Origin of the sequence: Carnobacterium sp. FSL E2-0243, assembly GCF_038003605.1 — a bacterium.
GTDB classification, from domain to species: domain Bacteria; phylum Bacillota; class Bacilli; order Lactobacillales; family Carnobacteriaceae; genus Carnobacterium; species Carnobacterium maltaromaticum.
The window spans coordinates 722,746-736,722 of sequence record NZ_JBBOPM010000001.1 but is presented as its reverse complement, the minus strand read 5'-3'; the positions used below and the strand labels follow the sequence as shown (position 1 = coordinate 736,722).

The 13,977-nt window shown below is 34.7% G+C and carries 15 protein-coding genes and 1 pseudogene; 5 read left to right on the top strand and 11 right to left on the bottom strand.

From position 1 onward, the window contains the following. Positions 1–2 precede the first annotated feature (2 nt). The 7 genes from MHI00_RS03345 to MHI00_RS03315 all read right to left on the bottom strand — a co-directional run bounded on the left by MHI00_RS03345 (position 3) and on the right by MHI00_RS03315 (position 6,306). Positions 3–1,484 (bottom strand): sugar ABC transporter ATP-binding protein, encoded by a 1,482-nt coding sequence (locus MHI00_RS03345; protein ID WP_229252220.1) that lies wholly within the window; start codon positions 1,482–1,484, stop codon positions 3–5. Positions 1,485–1,591: 107 nt separating this feature from the next. Beyond that, complete coding sequence (rbsD, locus tag MHI00_RS03340; RefSeq protein WP_010051336.1) at positions 1,592–1,987, bottom strand: D-ribose pyranase; 396 nt, start codon at positions 1,985–1,987, stop codon at positions 1,592–1,594. Further along, positions 1,962–2,867: a ribokinase gene (gene rbsK / locus MHI00_RS03335; RefSeq protein ID WP_229252219.1), complete on the bottom strand. Its 906-nt coding sequence runs from the start codon at positions 2,865–2,867 to the stop codon at positions 1,962–1,964. The genes rbsD and rbsK overlap by 26 nt, the downstream gene beginning before the upstream one ends. Further along, the gene (locus MHI00_RS03330; RefSeq protein WP_056999374.1) at positions 2,864–3,844 is read right to left on the bottom strand and encodes a LacI family DNA-binding transcriptional regulator; all 981 of its coding nucleotides are present in this window, start codon (positions 3,842–3,844) and stop codon (positions 2,864–2,866) included. The genes rbsK and MHI00_RS03330 overlap by 4 nt, the downstream gene beginning before the upstream one ends. Before the next feature lie 187 nt (positions 3,845–4,031). Further along, positions 4,032–4,646: a hypothetical protein gene (locus MHI00_RS03325; RefSeq protein WP_341111075.1), complete on the bottom strand. Its 615-nt coding sequence runs from the start codon at positions 4,644–4,646 to the stop codon at positions 4,032–4,034. Positions 4,647–4,713: 67 nt separating this feature from the next. Continuing rightward, positions 4,714–5,703, bottom strand: a complete 990-nt coding sequence (locus MHI00_RS03320) for an alpha/beta hydrolase (RefSeq protein ID WP_341111073.1) — start codon at positions 5,701–5,703, stop codon at positions 4,714–4,716. Between the two features lie 24 nt (positions 5,704–5,727). Next, the gene (locus MHI00_RS03315; protein ID WP_332481444.1) at positions 5,728–6,306 is read right to left on the bottom strand and encodes an alpha/beta hydrolase; all 579 of its coding nucleotides are present in this window, start codon (positions 6,304–6,306) and stop codon (positions 5,728–5,730) included. Positions 6,307–6,348: 42 nt separating this feature from the next. Between MHI00_RS03315 and MHI00_RS03310 the strand changes: the two genes are divergently transcribed. From MHI00_RS03310 to MHI00_RS03300, 3 genes are all read left to right on the top strand, one after another. Beyond that, positions 6,349–7,323, top strand: a complete 975-nt coding sequence (locus MHI00_RS03310; RefSeq protein WP_341111068.1) for a VOC family protein — start codon at positions 6,349–6,351, stop codon at positions 7,321–7,323. 5 nt (positions 7,324–7,328) lie between these two features. After that, positions 7,329–7,868 (top strand): DUF924 family protein, encoded by a 540-nt coding sequence (locus tag MHI00_RS03305; RefSeq protein ID WP_341111067.1) that lies wholly within the window; start codon positions 7,329–7,331, stop codon positions 7,866–7,868. 124 nt (positions 7,869–7,992) lie between these two features. Next, positions 7,993–9,261 carry an MFS transporter gene (locus MHI00_RS03300; protein WP_341111065.1) on the top strand — a complete coding sequence of 423 codons (1,269 nt, stop codon included), beginning with the start codon at positions 7,993–7,995 and terminating at the stop codon, positions 9,259–9,261. Positions 9,262–9,343: 82 nt separating this feature from the next. Here the strand turns inward: MHI00_RS03300 and MHI00_RS03295 are convergent, their stop codons facing one another. Beyond that, positions 9,344–9,475 carry a hypothetical protein gene (locus MHI00_RS03295; RefSeq protein ID WP_015077345.1) on the bottom strand — a complete coding sequence of 44 codons (132 nt, stop codon included), beginning with the start codon at positions 9,473–9,475 and terminating at the stop codon, positions 9,344–9,346. 219 nt (positions 9,476–9,694) lie between these two features. On the opposite strand from MHI00_RS03295, the gene MHI00_RS03290 reads away from it, so the two are divergent. Together MHI00_RS03290 and MHI00_RS03285 are read left to right on the top strand one after the other, a co-directional pair. Further along, on the top strand, positions 9,695–10,432 hold the full coding sequence (locus tag MHI00_RS03290) for a helix-turn-helix domain-containing protein (protein WP_010051320.1): 738 nt from the start codon (positions 9,695–9,697) through the stop codon (positions 10,430–10,432). 464 nt (positions 10,433–10,896) lie between these two features. Next, positions 10,897–12,111: a chloride channel protein gene (locus MHI00_RS03285; protein ID WP_341111060.1), complete on the top strand. Its 1,215-nt coding sequence runs from the start codon at positions 10,897–10,899 to the stop codon at positions 12,109–12,111. A gap of 126 nt (positions 12,112–12,237) precedes the next feature. Here the strand turns inward: MHI00_RS03285 and MHI00_RS03280 are convergent, their stop codons facing one another. The 3 genes and pseudogenes from MHI00_RS03280 to MHI00_RS03270 form a co-directional block, all read right to left on the bottom strand. Then, positions 12,238–12,600 carry a hypothetical protein gene (locus tag MHI00_RS03280; protein ID WP_010051317.1) on the bottom strand — a complete coding sequence of 121 codons (363 nt, stop codon included), beginning with the start codon at positions 12,598–12,600 and terminating at the stop codon, positions 12,238–12,240. A 1-nt stretch (position 12,601) separates the two neighbouring features. Beyond that, positions 12,602–12,952, bottom strand: a pseudogene (locus tag MHI00_RS03275) (helix-turn-helix domain-containing protein); the annotation flags it as partial. A 392-nt stretch (positions 12,953–13,344) separates the two neighbouring features. Next, positions 13,345–13,971, bottom strand: a complete 627-nt coding sequence (locus tag MHI00_RS03270) for a DNA alkylation repair protein (RefSeq protein ID WP_341111057.1) — start codon at positions 13,969–13,971, stop codon at positions 13,345–13,347. Positions 13,972–13,977: the final 6 nt, after the last annotated feature.

Below are 13,977 nucleotides of genomic sequence, written 5' to 3'. Positions count from 1 at the left end.
AACTATTTCCCTCCTGTAGCAAGATTCATTATTTTTTCTTGCGTCGCTTCTGTCCGATTAAGTTCTCCAGCAATTTTGCCTTCATGAACGACTAAAATCCGATCACTAACACCTAATACTTCTGGTAAATCACTCGACACCATCACGATTGCCACGCCTCTTTCAGCTAGCTCATTCATCAACTGATAAATTTCACGTTTAGCCCCAACATCAACACCACGAGTAGGTTCATCTAAGATTAATACTTTAGGTCCAATCCCAATCCATTTTGCTAGTACAACCTTTTGCTGATTCCCACCAGAAAGGCTGCCAGCTGAGATATCTTCGTTTTGCGCTTTAACTGTTAGCCGTTTCATTAACAACTGAACAAATTCATCTTCTGTTTTAGTATCAATTAACCCTCTAACTCTAAACTCATCAATACTTGGCAAACTAATATTGTCTTTAATTGAAAAATCTAAAACTAAGCCCTCTTCTTTTCTATTTTCTGTTAAAAAACCAACACCAGCTTTAATAGAGGTACTCGGATTTTTCAATTGAACTTTTTTTCCTTCAAGAATTATTTCGCCTTGACTGATTGGATCTATTCCAAAAATCCCTCGCATTATCTCAGTTCTGCCAGCACCCATTAAACCAGAGAAACCGACAATTTCACCCGATTTAACCGAAAATGAAATATTCTCAAAACCACTAGTGCCAGATAGATTTTTGACTTCAAAAACCGTTTCGCCAATTTCAGCATTCTTCTTAGGGTAATAATCGCTAATTTCTCGACCAACCATCTTACGAACGACATCATCCACATTGGTTTCTTTCGTCAACGTTGTATCCACCGTCATTCCGTCTCGCATCACTGTGATTCGATCACTAATTTCGAAGATTTCTTCCATTCGATGAGAAATATAAATAATGGCGACTTCCTTCGTTTTCAAATGCTGAATAATTTTAAATAGCATCCGGATTTCACGATCCGTTAAAGCAGCTGTTGGCTCATCCATAATCAGTACTTGGCAATCAGTCATCAGAGCTTTCGCAATCTCAATCATCTGCTGTTGCCCGACAGAAAGGGTTTGAACATCTGCATCTAAATCCATTGTAATGCCTAATTCTTTAAACGTTTTTAATGCTAACGTTTTCATTTCTTTCGAACGAATAAATCCAATTTTATTTTTCATTTCTTTGCCGATAAATAAGTTCTCTAAAACTGTCATCTGTGGCCAAGTATTCATTTCTTGATGAATAAAACTAACGCCATGCTCTTCAGCTTCTTTTGGATTTGTGTAACTATGCTCTTTTCCATTAATTAAAATTGTTCCCTGATCTTTTTTATGCATACCCGTTAAAATATTCATCATGGTTGATTTACCAGCACCATTTTCGCCCATCAAGGCATGAATTTCACCACCATGAGTATCAAAATTCACACCTTCTAAAACAGCATTTGTTCCAAAGGCTTTATAGATATTCTTCATTATGACTTCCATATTTTGGACCTCCCTAGTGTAGTATGCTCATTGAGCCGTTTAACTCTGCTGAAAAAAGCTGAAATCTTCTGCCAGAGTTGGCTCATAAGAGCCAGTCTAAGAAACTATTAAAAAATAACTCCAGCTTGTAAAATAACATTTGAATAAGGAGTGGCTTCACCTGTACGGATAATAACTTTAGATTTCTTCGTTTGTTCCTTAAACTCTTCATGACTAAGGTAATGAATTGGAATCATTGGGGCTAGCTCTTTTATTTGCTTAAGTTGCTTTTGATTACTAACTCCAATTTCTTTGGCTAACACCATCTCTTCAACAACCATATCTTCTAGTACTAAGCCGAAAACTTTTATAAATTCGGGATCTGATAAAGCTAAGGCTAAATCAATTTTTAAAACTCCCTCTGGAACAGGCAAACCTGCATCGCCAATTGTAATTTGATCTGTATGTCCTAAGTCGCTTAATACTTTTGAAATATCACTATTTAAAATTCCATGTTTTTTCATATCCAGGTTGCTCCTTCAATTCCTCTAGTTTTGGCATACCACCTTGTGCCCCAAATTTTTGAATGGAAAGAGACGCCGCTAAATTTCCAAATCGGATACTTTCTGCAACACTTAGTTGATTCGTTAAGGCTACGGAAAAAGCTCCATTAAATGTATCCCCGGCACCAGTTGTATCAACAGGTGTCACTTGGTAAGAAGGCACTAAAATTTCTTCTTGCCCATTATTAAAGAGCACACCTTTTGATCCTACTGTAATAATCAACTTATTTGGGTATTTCGCTAAGCCTTCCGACACCGTTAATTGCGGAAATAACTCTTCAAATTCATGCTCATTTGGTGTTAAATAGGTCACTTTATCAATTACATTTTGACTAATTGAACGTGCTGGCGCTGGATTTAAGACAGTTGGAATCTTATGTTGATAACAAAAATCAACAATCGCTTCGACTGTTTCGCTAGGAATTTCTTGTTGCAGTAACACTAAATCACTAGTTTTTATTCGTTCTTGGTTTTTAGTTAGTTGTTGGATATCAACAGCATTATTGGCTCCCGATATCACAACAATACTATTATCGCCATCTGCTAAAGTAATATGTGCCGAACCACTAGGTAAATGTGTAACGGGTTCCACACCGCTGACAGAAATCTGATTTTCTTTTAAATTCGCTATGATTTCTGTTCCAAATGAATCTGCTCCAACTTTCCCTATCATGGCAACATGACTGCCTAATCGTGCAGCAGCAACTGCTTGATTCGCTCCTTTTCCACCAAAAGTTGTTTTAAAATCATTCCCAATAATTGTTTCACCAACTACGGGGCGTTTATCTACACTCACAACAAAATCTGTTGCTAAACTTCCAATAACAGTTATTTTACTCATTCTAAAACCTTCTTCCTTAAAGACTCTCTAATTTTTATTTTTACTGGTAACTGAATCGTTTTTTCTTTCACCAGTTTATTTTCAATTCGATCACATAATAATTCTGCTCCACGGAAGCCAATTTCATATGCTGGTTGGGCAATCGTCGCTAAACTAGGAAAAAGCATCTGGCTAAACGGAATATCATCATACCCAATGATTTGAAGCTCTTCTGGCACTTTTATGCCACGGCGCAAAGCTTCTTGTAAAATCGATAACGCATGAACATCATTAGATGCAATGATGCTATCCACTTTTGGAAATTGTTTAAATAATTCATCTGTTGTCGCTTGGGTAGCATCAAATTGGAAAGAACTCGTTTCCAATAAATGATAGTTTAACTTGAAATTATTTAAAACTTTTTCCGTTCCTCTTAAACGTTCCAATGAGCCATGAATGCTTCTTGGACCAACCATCACGACGATTTCTTTTGGATTGCGTTCTGCAATTGCTTGAGCTGCTAGTTGACCGCCTTCGAAATCATTTGAATGCACGCCATACTCTTTATCTGTATCCACACGATCAAGCATCACTAAAGGAATATTTTTCAATTCTTTCGTGCCACCATTAATCGCTGATAATACACCAGCAACGTTATTTTGAGCAAAGGCTTTTAAGTATTCTTTTTCTTTGTCCATATCTTCTTGCACATTACCTAAAATAAGTTGATACCCCATTTGGTTCATCTTATCTTCGACACCTTTAGCAAGTAAAGGAAAGAATGGGTTTGATATATCTGGCAACAACAATCCAACAAACTTAGACTTTTTTTGGAATAATGATCTAGCAACTTCATTCGGATAAAAATTAAGTTCTTTAATTGCCAACTCAATTTTCTTTCTTGATTCTACACCAACATATCCACTATTGTTGATTGTTCGTGAAACAGTCGCTACTGAAACACCTGCATGCTTTGCTACATCTTTAATTGTTGTCATTATCTCACCACTTTTCTTTTGTGTAACCGATTACACATTTATAATAGCACGGCTACTTTTGAATTGCAAGAAGAATTATTTCGTGAAAAAAAAGGAGTAAACCCAATTTTATATCCTCTGGTTTACTCCTTAGTATTCATTTTTAAACGTTAGCTAATTGAATTCAGGCTTAGGTATCAACTACGTCTTACAGGCTATTGATTTTTAAGTCTTTAAAAAAGCCTTCTGTTCCAATATCAACCCAAAGACCTATGCCGCCTTTTTGCATTGCTCCAAGTTTAAGATCATTAACAATCAAGACTGGTTGTTCTGCATTATTTAGAAATAGTTTTGCTTTATTTTTTTCTACTTCAATTTTCATATCTATCCATTCATTCAGACCGATATCAGCATATGATTCATACATACCTGGATTTTCCTCTCGAAAACGGTCATACTTAAAATCAGGATATGAAAAATATTGGACAGAGCGATTTCTTCTAACTTGATCCTCTGAACGACCATTGGTAGGTCTTATATATATCCCTTCAAAATGACTATTATTCTCATCAATCCGAAAAGACACTCCGATAAAACCTCTGGCGTGATCAGGTGCATCTGGCAAAAGACGACTTAGAACTTTAACTTCAATCGTTCCGTTATAAAATTCAAAATTTTGAAGCCTAGCATATGTAGCTTCATCATCCGCCAGAATAACAGGATCTTTAATGACGCGTAACACATCTTCGCCATCTAGAGTAGTATCTGCGCTAAATACATTATTGTCTTGGAAATATTCTTTTCTAACTGTTATTTTTTTCATATTCAGAACTCCCTTACTATTATTTTTTTAAATAATCTATACTTTAGTACCCATCTAAATTGAAGCCTTACTTTTGATATGCCTTTAAAAAATTCAAGGTATCTTCAAATGCTATTTTTCCAGGGGGCGTCTTTAATTTAAATTGGTATTCATGCCGCGTTTCGACCTTTTTTGAATCAAAAAATCTTGTTTTTATAGGTACTCCGACTTCTTCTAATTTACTTGCAAACTCTCTTCCCTGTTGCTCAAAAGAAGACGTATTGCCATCCGTTATAAAGGTAGGTGGAAAGTCTTTGTTAACGTAATTTGGTACAACTGAAAGCTTCGCTTTTTCTGAATTTTCCCAGTTACGTTCATCAAAATAGCTCCAGCCAATTTTATCAAAGGAAAAACTAACAATCTGTGAAGTCGAGTCCTCAACAATATCGATTAAGTTATATGGACCACAATACAGCAATGCTCCTTGAATTTCCTTAAGCGTTGGAACAGTCTCTACCTGAATTTGTTTCCCATATGCTGGATTTGTTTGAGCAGCTATAAATTGACTGGCTATTTGAGCACCTGCCGAATCACCAGCAATAAATAAATTGGCCATATTGAGTCCATATACCTCTTGATTAGCCTCGAGATGCTTAATAAATTCACCTACTTGTCTAACTGGTATTGGGTAAGTAGCTTCAGGAACAAGTTCATAGTTCATAACTGCAACAGAATAGCCATTCTCAGCTAATTTTGTAGCATATTCTTTTTCTTCCAGTTTATCTCCGCCAATATATCCACCACCGTGAACCCAAGCAATCGTTGGTTCATTGGGTAATGGAATGTCGGGAAGATATAAATCAAACGTGCTTTGTTTGTATTTTCCAGTATAAGACTTGTTCGTTAAAACCGTTACACTGCCTTCTGTATATTCTGGTTTTCGCGTATCAGTGGGCACAGAAAACAAAACCTGGCGTGCGAGACTGATCATAGGTAGTGGCGTTAGATTAAACACAATTGTCAGTCCAATTGATAGGAGAATTATCAGTCCAGCTAACCATAAAAAAAACTTCTTCATTTTTCCTCTCCTTTAACAATCTATTTAGTGCTGATTCAAAAAGTTCTTAATTGTTTTTACTTCAAGATCGGTTACTTCATGACCTGAATCTAATAATTTCGCTTCTAATTTTGGGAAAAATGGCTTCATTTGATTCGCTAATGCGAGCACATCGCCTGGTGGAACCATGTAATCATTTGCTCCATAGGTTAGTAAAATAGGTGTGTTCGTTTGTTCTTTAAATGTGTACCCTAAATTAGCGGGATGCATCAATATAATCTTATCAGCTATTTCAGGAGCTTTTTCAAGGATGCCTAGTAAAAAATTAGCACCATTAGAATAGCCAATAAATGTTAGTTTAGCATTTTGAGGCTTGATTTCTGTCCAGGTATCTAAAAAGGTCGCCACATTTTGATTAAAATCAGCTCGATCTAGCGTACCTTCAATCAACGGATTAAAGAAACGACGCGTTGTTCCTGTTCCAGAATTTCCTAAAAAACTAATGACTCCAGCTTCGGGATTAAGGTCCCCACTAACAGAAAGTAGTGAATATTCATTTCCTCCTGTACCATGAAACAACACAAAAAATTCCTTATTATTCTTATCTGTGATAAAATAATTCATATAATTATTCTCCTAAAAATTGTATTTGAAAGGAATCAAACTATGAAAAACACACTTATTCATCATGTTTCAGTTATTAATCGCGATATTCAGAAATCCTTCCATTTTTATCATAATACACTCGGTTTAAATTTACTACTAAAAACAGTCAATCAAGATGATAATGAAATGTATCATACTTTCTTCGGAGATACTGCTGGTCGTCCAGGAACTGAATTTACCGTTTTTGAAATGAAAAATGGCGTCGATCATAAATTTGGTACCAACGCTATTGATCGAACTGTTTTTTTAGTCCCATCTGAAAAGTCTTTGCTTTTTTGGGAAAAACGCTTAAACAGCCTTGGTATCTTTAATTGTGAGATTGAAAGTTACAATAATAGTAAAATTTTGCGCTTTGAAGATTTTGATGGCGTTCAATTAGGTTTTATGCCCTTAACTGAAAAACAAACAACCCATTATTTACCACGTGTTACTGACGAGATCAGTGGAGAGAATGCTATTTTAGGCATCCACTCAATCCATTTAAGAGTTCGTTATTTAGAAGCAACGAAACAGCTTTTCAAGAAATTCTTTGACTGGACACTTCTAACAAAATTAACGACAGAACCTACTCCAATTGCCATTTTAGGGAATCATAATGAGCTTTTTTATCAAGAGGTTCATTTAATTGAAGACAAAAAAAGTCCTTTAGAGGTGATTGGGATTGGAGGGACTCACCATGTTGCCTTTTCAGCTAAAGATGAGCATGAGTTACAAGAAATTCAAGAAGAAATTAGTCTAAAAAACTTTTTAAATTCTGGCATCAAAAATCGTGAGTTCTTTAAATCCCTCTATTTTAGAGAAGCGAACGGTATTCTAATTGAAGTCGCTACTTTAGATACGCATTTTGTTAAAGAAAACTATGAAGGTCTGGATTTAGATCAAGTACCTTTGTATTTACCTACTTTTTTAGCTCCTAAACGTAGTGCAATTGAAGCAAGTTTAGCCAGTAGTCATCCACAAACAGAAAGTAGGTAACTAAAATGACTTATCAAGATATTTTAAACTTTTGGTTTAATGAGATTGATCAAGAATTATGGTTTAAAAAAGATGATGCTTTTGACCAAGAACTTTTACAGCGTTTTGGCACCGTTCATACGCAAGCAAAAAATGGCGAATTAAGTCAGTGGCGTGATTGTTTAGAAGGATGTCTAGCTGAGATTATTGTATTAGATCAATTTTCAAGAAACTTATTTCGCGATAAGCCTGAAGCTTTTGCCTATGATGGTATGGCTTTAGTTTTGGCTCAAGAAGCCATACGTCATTTTAATGTTTCGGACTTATCTGTTGAACAACAAGCCTTTCTTTATATGCCTTTTATGCACTCTGAATCTTTAGTCATTCACGAAGAGGCTCTGACGCTTTTTGCTGGTGAAGGCTTGGAAAATAATTATTCTTTTGAATTAAAACATAAAGTTATTATCGAACGGTTTGGTCGTTATCCGCACCGTAATCAAGTTTTAGGTCGAGAATCTACTCCCGAAGAGCTTGAATTTTTAGCGGGACCAGATTCATCCTTTTAAATAAAATAGGCAGCCCTTTTAGTTTACTTATGTGTGGTTGCCTGTTTTTTTATATCAGCTAAAATCAACTTATCTAATAATCTTATAACAGCTAACCCACCACTAACTATTAGGAGTGCTGATTATGTCTAAAACTGAAAATTCATTTGATCTGACTCATTGGCGAAAAAATTTTTACCTCTTTCTTTCTGGCCAATTTTTATCTGGTATTACGAGTATGGTTGTCCAATATTCAATTATTTGGTATTTAACTAAAACAACTGGTTCAGCAACCGTATTAAGTTTCGCAACCATACTTGGCATGCTTCCAATGGTTATTTTAAGCCCATTTGTCGGTTCATTTGTTGATAAATGGAACAAAAAAACATTGTTAATTGTGACTGATATCATTGTGGCAATTTTTGCCCTAATTTTAGCGATTACAGGTACAATTGCCTCAGATTTCCCATTGTGGCTCGTTTTCGTCTCCTTATTTATCCGTTCAGTTGCCCAAACTTTTCAAATGCCCACTATTCAATCAATTTTGCCAACGATGGTTCCAGAAGAAGAGCTAACTAAGGTAAACGGACAGTTAGGCATGGTCCAATCCGCTAATTTTATTATTGCTCCTGCATTAGGAGCCTTACTTTTCTCCATTGTTCCAATGAATCATTTAATTTTACTAGATGTCTTAGGAGCCCTTTTTGGAGTGGGCTTATTACTATTTGTGACAATTCCTCGGATTCTTTCAGAGGGAGAAACAATCCATTTATTAGCTGACAGTAAATTCGGTTTAAAAAAATTAACTGAAAATAAAGGTCTTTGGTACATTACAATTGTAGGAGCCATTTTCACGTTAATTTTTATGCCTGCAGCTAGTCTTTACCCTTTAATGACGATTGGCTATTTTAATGGAACTGTCGGAGAAGCCGGACTTATTGAAGTCGTATACTCGATTGGTATGTTACTGGGTGGAGCTGTTATCGGGATTTTTGGCAAATGGAAAGATCGGATGAAACTAGTCTTTATGGCCTATTTCGTCATCGGAATCACTATCGGATTGAGTGGTATATTACCCCCAACAAGAACAGGATTTTTCTACTTTATTATTCTAAACTCATTTGCTGGATTTGCTACACCCTACTTCAATACTCTTCTGATGGCAATGATTCAACAAAGCTACGAGCCTAACGTTCTAGGACGAGTACTAGGAGTATTAAATTCCCTAATGAGTATTACTGGTCCTGTTGGTTTAATCTTTGCAGGTCCTTTAGCGGATAAGTTTGGTGTCGAAAAAATATTTCTCTTTGCAGGAATCGGTACGATCATTTGTGGAATCATTAATTTCATGATTCCGGTAGCGAGAAATTATGATAAACAATTACAAAAAAAATTAGAAAAACCTTCAAAATAAGAAAGTAACCTTCTACAAAAAACGCAAACAACTTACAAGTCCTCTCTTGTAGGTTATTTGTGTTTTCTATTTATTTCTTTTTTTAATGCCTTGCTTTAATTTGTTGCAGGCTTTCTTCATCTTGATCACTGTGGACTCCCCAGCAATAGCTTTTCGTGTAATCTTCTGCAACTGCAATAAATGTGTTACTATAATTCGTGGTATGTCGCTTCATATTTTTACCTCCCTTAGCTTTATTAAATTTAATTTTGTTAACTATATGCACTACCTTCAAATAAATTTTAAAGTACTTATTTTTTAGTTTTATAGTCTAGAAACACTGATAAATCAAGATGATACAGATTGTATCACTAGAAAAATCAATAGTGATACGAATAATGGCTACCCTTAAGAACCGCTTATCGAGATAATGAAAAGGAAGGAGATGATACTCATGAACATTGGAGATAAAATTAAAGAGCAACGATTAAGAAAGGAGCTTACACAAGAACAATTAAGTGCCTTATTAAATGTCTCTCGTTCAACTGTTTCTAGTTGGGAAGTTGGCAGAAATTATCCTGATTTGGAAACGATTGTAGCGATTAGTGATTTATTTGGTATCTCTCTCGATAACTTATTGCGGGAGGACACAACAATGACAAAAAATTTATCAAACAAACTAAGATGGAATGGACGTTATAAAAAAATTCTTTTAGTGATAGGCATACTTTTCTTGATTTATGCTGGCTTTAACCTTAAATTAAGACTGGATGAAAAACGATATTTAACAAATATATCGGCTCATTCTTGGAAAAATGATGACATTCGCTATTTAGGAGGATATGTTCTCAAAGAAAAAGATATTACCTATTCGACTTACATTATGGAAAATGGCTTTAATCCGATTCCCTTAAAAGAAAATAGCCCTTGGGTTATTGCTAGAAAAGACCCACTTGTGGTTAAAGTTAAACAAGGAAATAAACTCTATATCGTCATTTCAAAAGCCAATGATCCAAAGGTAACGTATGATGCGACTGTGGAAGTTGATGCGCAGGTAAATTTAGTCAAAATTGACCCAAAATGGTCTGCTGAAAACCAAAAATCTCTTGAAGATTACCTAACAGAGCATCAAAAAGAGTATAAAGATTTATTAGACGGCGCCATAACTAAACGGCTCGATATTATTAATTAAACAGCTTGTAGCCATTTATATAAGAAATACAATCAAGAAGATTGTCCGCTTTTTAATTCTGGGATTGAGCACCCTATCTTTTTAATAGAACCTAATCATCAAAACCAAAAGAAGCAAGTAACAATGTCGTCTCGTTACTTGCTTCTTTTGGTTTTAAAATTAGTCTTTCCTTTCTTTTGGAATGACAAATATAATTGAAATAATGGATAAGATACAAAATATTAACAATCCAGTTACAGAAGTGTCGTATATTAATTGTGAAACCAGAGTATATCTTCATCAAAAAAAAGCAGTTACAACTTAAGAGTGCTTGGATGAACAGCCTAGCAGATTTACATTAGATAAAAAATGCATTCTTATTTTTTTATGGTAAACTAATAGAAGTGTAATAAAAAAAGAGGCTTATTTATTATCAAGAGTTACTTTAGAAATTATTTAGAACAGATACAGAGGAGATACAGCACATGAACAAATTAGCTTTAAGCATTCGGATTATTCTTTATGGAGCGTTATTAAGTACATTTATTGGGGCCATTTCATTTGCTTTTATCTATTTAGAAAGTAACATTTCACATTATTTATGGCACATTCTATTAACTAATAATACCTTTAAAACGCTGACCATCTTATTATTTTGCTTACTGGGTGGTTTAATTGTGGGGAGTTTACGTGGAAAATGGGGAGACTATCCACAAACAGCTCATCATACAATCCAACAATTAAAAGAGCATAAAACGGTGAATTATCGACCAGTCTTTAAAAGCTTACTGACTGCCTTGCTGATCTTAATTTTCGGTGCGGGTGTTGGACCTGAGGCGGCCTTGCTAGGTGCTATCGTTATGTTATCCGTTTGGCAAGCAGACAAAATTAGGTATCTTTTTTTCAACCGAGAAAGTTTTGCGGCGCTAAAGCCACTGGAACGATTAGGCCATATGTTCCATCCGACACGCTATTTATTAACTTATAACCCTAAAAATACCAATGAAAAATTAGCTGCAACTAAAAAATATGTCATTATTTTCTATATTCTGAATGGCCTATTTGCTTTTATCGTATTGATGAAGTACACGAATCAACCCTCTTTTATCAGTAAAATGGGGATGACCTATTGGGAGTTAAAAGATTTCTGGTTATTTGTTCCCCTAGTTGTTTTTGGAGTGCTAGCTGGCAAATTATATAATTTGTTCAAAAGAAAAATGGCAGATTGGATGAATTTTTGGTCTGACCAACCTATAAAAAAAGCACTAATTGGATCTTTTGCAATCTTCATCGTTGGAATGTTTACACCAAACTTACTTTTTTCAGGTCAAGTAACTCTTGGAGCTGTTCCTAAAGAATATCTGCATTTTTCCACCTTACTGTTAGTATGTGTTGTTATTATCAAGCTTGTTTTTTTACAAGTTTGTCTAAACACTGGTTGGATTGGTGGCGATATTTTTCCAATTGTCTTTTCAGCGATTCTACTTGGTTTTGGTCTATCACAACTACTTCCTAACTTTGATACAGTTTTTATTGTGGCAACAGTCGCTACTGCTATGACTATTTCAATTTTACAATCTCCACTTGCCCTAGCCATTTTTATAGCATTATTTTTCCCAGTTCAAATTTTACCAATCATTTTATTGACTGCTTTATTACTAAAAGTAATTCAGACAAAAAGAGGAAAACAAGTCGTATGATTTACCATACGACTTGCTTTCCTTTTTATTTTATTTCAAGTTCTTGAAAATTGGTAGACTAGTCAATCTAAAACTATCATCTAATAAGTATCCCACTCATCATCAATTACTGATTTTTAATAAAAATTATTCTTCTGCAACTATCTTCGACAGGCTATTAATACTTTCAATCTTAATATATACTTTTAGGTGCTTTTTTTTCCTTAGCGTTAAAACTTCAACCCAATCATCATCAACCTGACTAATTTTTGCTTTTATTTCACTAGACCCATTTGACATATAAATCAAATCAGAACTTTTTATTCGACATTCTGATCCAATCAGTGCTCTTAATTGTTGCGTAATTTCTTTTCGCTCCTGCTGATGCTCGTATTGTCGTTGTTCCACTTCTTTTTGATAATCTGGACTTTTGCTTTTAGAAAGTTCAATTATGTCATCTAATCTAGAGAAAAGCATATAGGCAATAATTAGTAAAACAATCCACCACATCCTAATCGGCCTCCTTTTCGAAACCTAAAATATCCTTAATAAAAATCAAATTTTCGACTTGTTGATTTTTATCTTCCATCCTAATTCGAATACTAGTTGGATTGACTTCAATAATTTTGCAGTTTTTGATTTCTGTTCTTCCAATAGACAAGAGGACATCCGTAACTGGCGTTAAATATAATGTGACGACTTGGTTTAATAAACTAAGTAAAATTCCGCTTGCTTTTTTAGTCTTATTTTTAGAACGTCCAATTAGTTCATCCATGGATACATCAAATACATTCGCCAACTCAATAACCTTATCAATTGTTGGTTGGGCTGTACCTGTTTCCCAATTAGAAATTGTTTGCCTAGATACTTTTAATTCTTATGCAATTTCTTCTTGCGTAAAGTTATTCGCTTTTCTCAGCGCATAAATTCTTTCATTAAATTTTGTCATTTTGATTCCTCCTATTCATTTAAAGATATACGAAAACCTCCTTCTATTCTATCAAATGTAATTATCAATTGCGCAAATGATTGTAACATTTCGAATCTAATTGCTTTTATGTAGCCTTTTCCGTTCATTTTAAGAATATTGCAAACAAAAAAAGAAACATATAAGCTTTCCAAATTGAAGTCAGTCAAATCAACTTACTCAAAAGGGAGAAACTTATATGTTTCATTTTTAGTAAACCTTACTATAGAATGGAAGTGACCTTCCGATTGAAAAACAGTCTAACCTGCTTGCCATGAATATAAAACCTAATCCAAAATTAGTAGTTTTTTATTTTTTAAAATAAGCTTTTTCACCTGTGATTCGTTCTTACTAGTTCCCCATTTCGAGATTTCATGAAGAACCTTTTCTGGGAATTTTTTACTAATATCTCTTAAGGCATTGCCACAAGATTTTCTGACATATTCACTTTCATCATTTTTCAATAAAGCTAGCAAGTGAATAGCCACCTCTGGATTTTCTTTAAAATACGGTCGACTTGTCCAAATTCTTAGTCCCTCAGATGCCGCCCTACGTGTGTGCAAATCTTCAGCTGTGAGCCAACTTTTAATCGTGGCTAAAGATTCTTCATACCCAGTATCTTTACAAAAATTGTCAAATGCCATCGCAAGTATTTCCTGAACTCGCCAATTTTCATCTTTGGCAACTATCTCTTGCAAAAAGTTTAAACTATCCGCATCTTTTGCTGCCAGCTTCCCAAATAAAAAGACTGCCACCATTCTGATTTGATAGTCTGTTGATTCAAACAACTTATGAGCCAACACTGCAAGCTCTTTATCTGTATGTTGATTTGCTAAACGGTCAGCTAATTCCTTCATAGGTTTAAAACCATTTGATACTTTAACAACTTCTGCTAATTGTTCCGATATATCCATTTTATT

Coding starts and splice junctions, on each gene's coding strand:
- MHI00_RS03345 (WP_229252220.1), bottom strand. CDS start 1,484: ATGGAAGTCATAATGAAGAATATCTATAAAGCCTTTGGAACAAATGCT.
- rbsD (WP_010051336.1), bottom strand. CDS start 1,987: ATGAAAAAACATGGAATTTTAAATAGTGATATTTCAAAAGTATTAAGC.
- rbsK (WP_229252219.1), bottom strand. CDS start 2,867: ATGAGTAAAATAACTGTTATTGGAAGTTTAGCAACAGATTTTGTTGTG.
- MHI00_RS03330 (WP_056999374.1), bottom strand. CDS start 3,844: ATGACAACAATTAAAGATGTAGCAAAGCATGCAGGTGTTTCAGTAGCG.
- MHI00_RS03325 (WP_341111075.1), bottom strand. CDS start 4,646: ATGAAAAAAATAACAGTTAGAAAAGAATATTTCCAAGACAATAATGTA.
- MHI00_RS03320 (WP_341111073.1), bottom strand. CDS start 5,703: ATGAAGAAGTTTTTTTTATGGTTAGCTGGACTGATAATTCTCCTATCA.
- MHI00_RS03315 (WP_332481444.1), bottom strand. CDS start 6,306: ATGAATTATTTTATCACAGATAAGAATAATAAGGAATTTTTTGTGTTG.
- MHI00_RS03310 (WP_341111068.1), top strand. CDS start 6,349: ATGAAAAACACACTTATTCATCATGTTTCAGTTATTAATCGCGATATT.
- MHI00_RS03305 (WP_341111067.1), top strand. CDS start 7,329: ATGACTTATCAAGATATTTTAAACTTTTGGTTTAATGAGATTGATCAA.
- MHI00_RS03300 (WP_341111065.1), top strand. CDS start 7,993: ATGTCTAAAACTGAAAATTCATTTGATCTGACTCATTGGCGAAAAAAT.
- MHI00_RS03295 (WP_015077345.1), bottom strand. CDS start 9,475: ATGAAGCGACATACCACGAATTATAGTAACACATTTATTGCAGTTGCA.
- MHI00_RS03290 (WP_010051320.1), top strand. CDS start 9,695: ATGAACATTGGAGATAAAATTAAAGAGCAACGATTAAGAAAGGAGCTT.
- MHI00_RS03285 (WP_341111060.1), top strand. CDS start 10,897: ATGAACAAATTAGCTTTAAGCATTCGGATTATTCTTTATGGAGCGTTA.
- MHI00_RS03280 (WP_010051317.1), bottom strand. CDS start 12,600: ATGTGGTGGATTGTTTTACTAATTATTGCCTATATGCTTTTCTCTAGA.
- MHI00_RS03270 (WP_341111057.1), bottom strand. CDS start 13,971: ATGGATATATCGGAACAATTAGCAGAAGTTGTTAAAGTATCAAATGGT.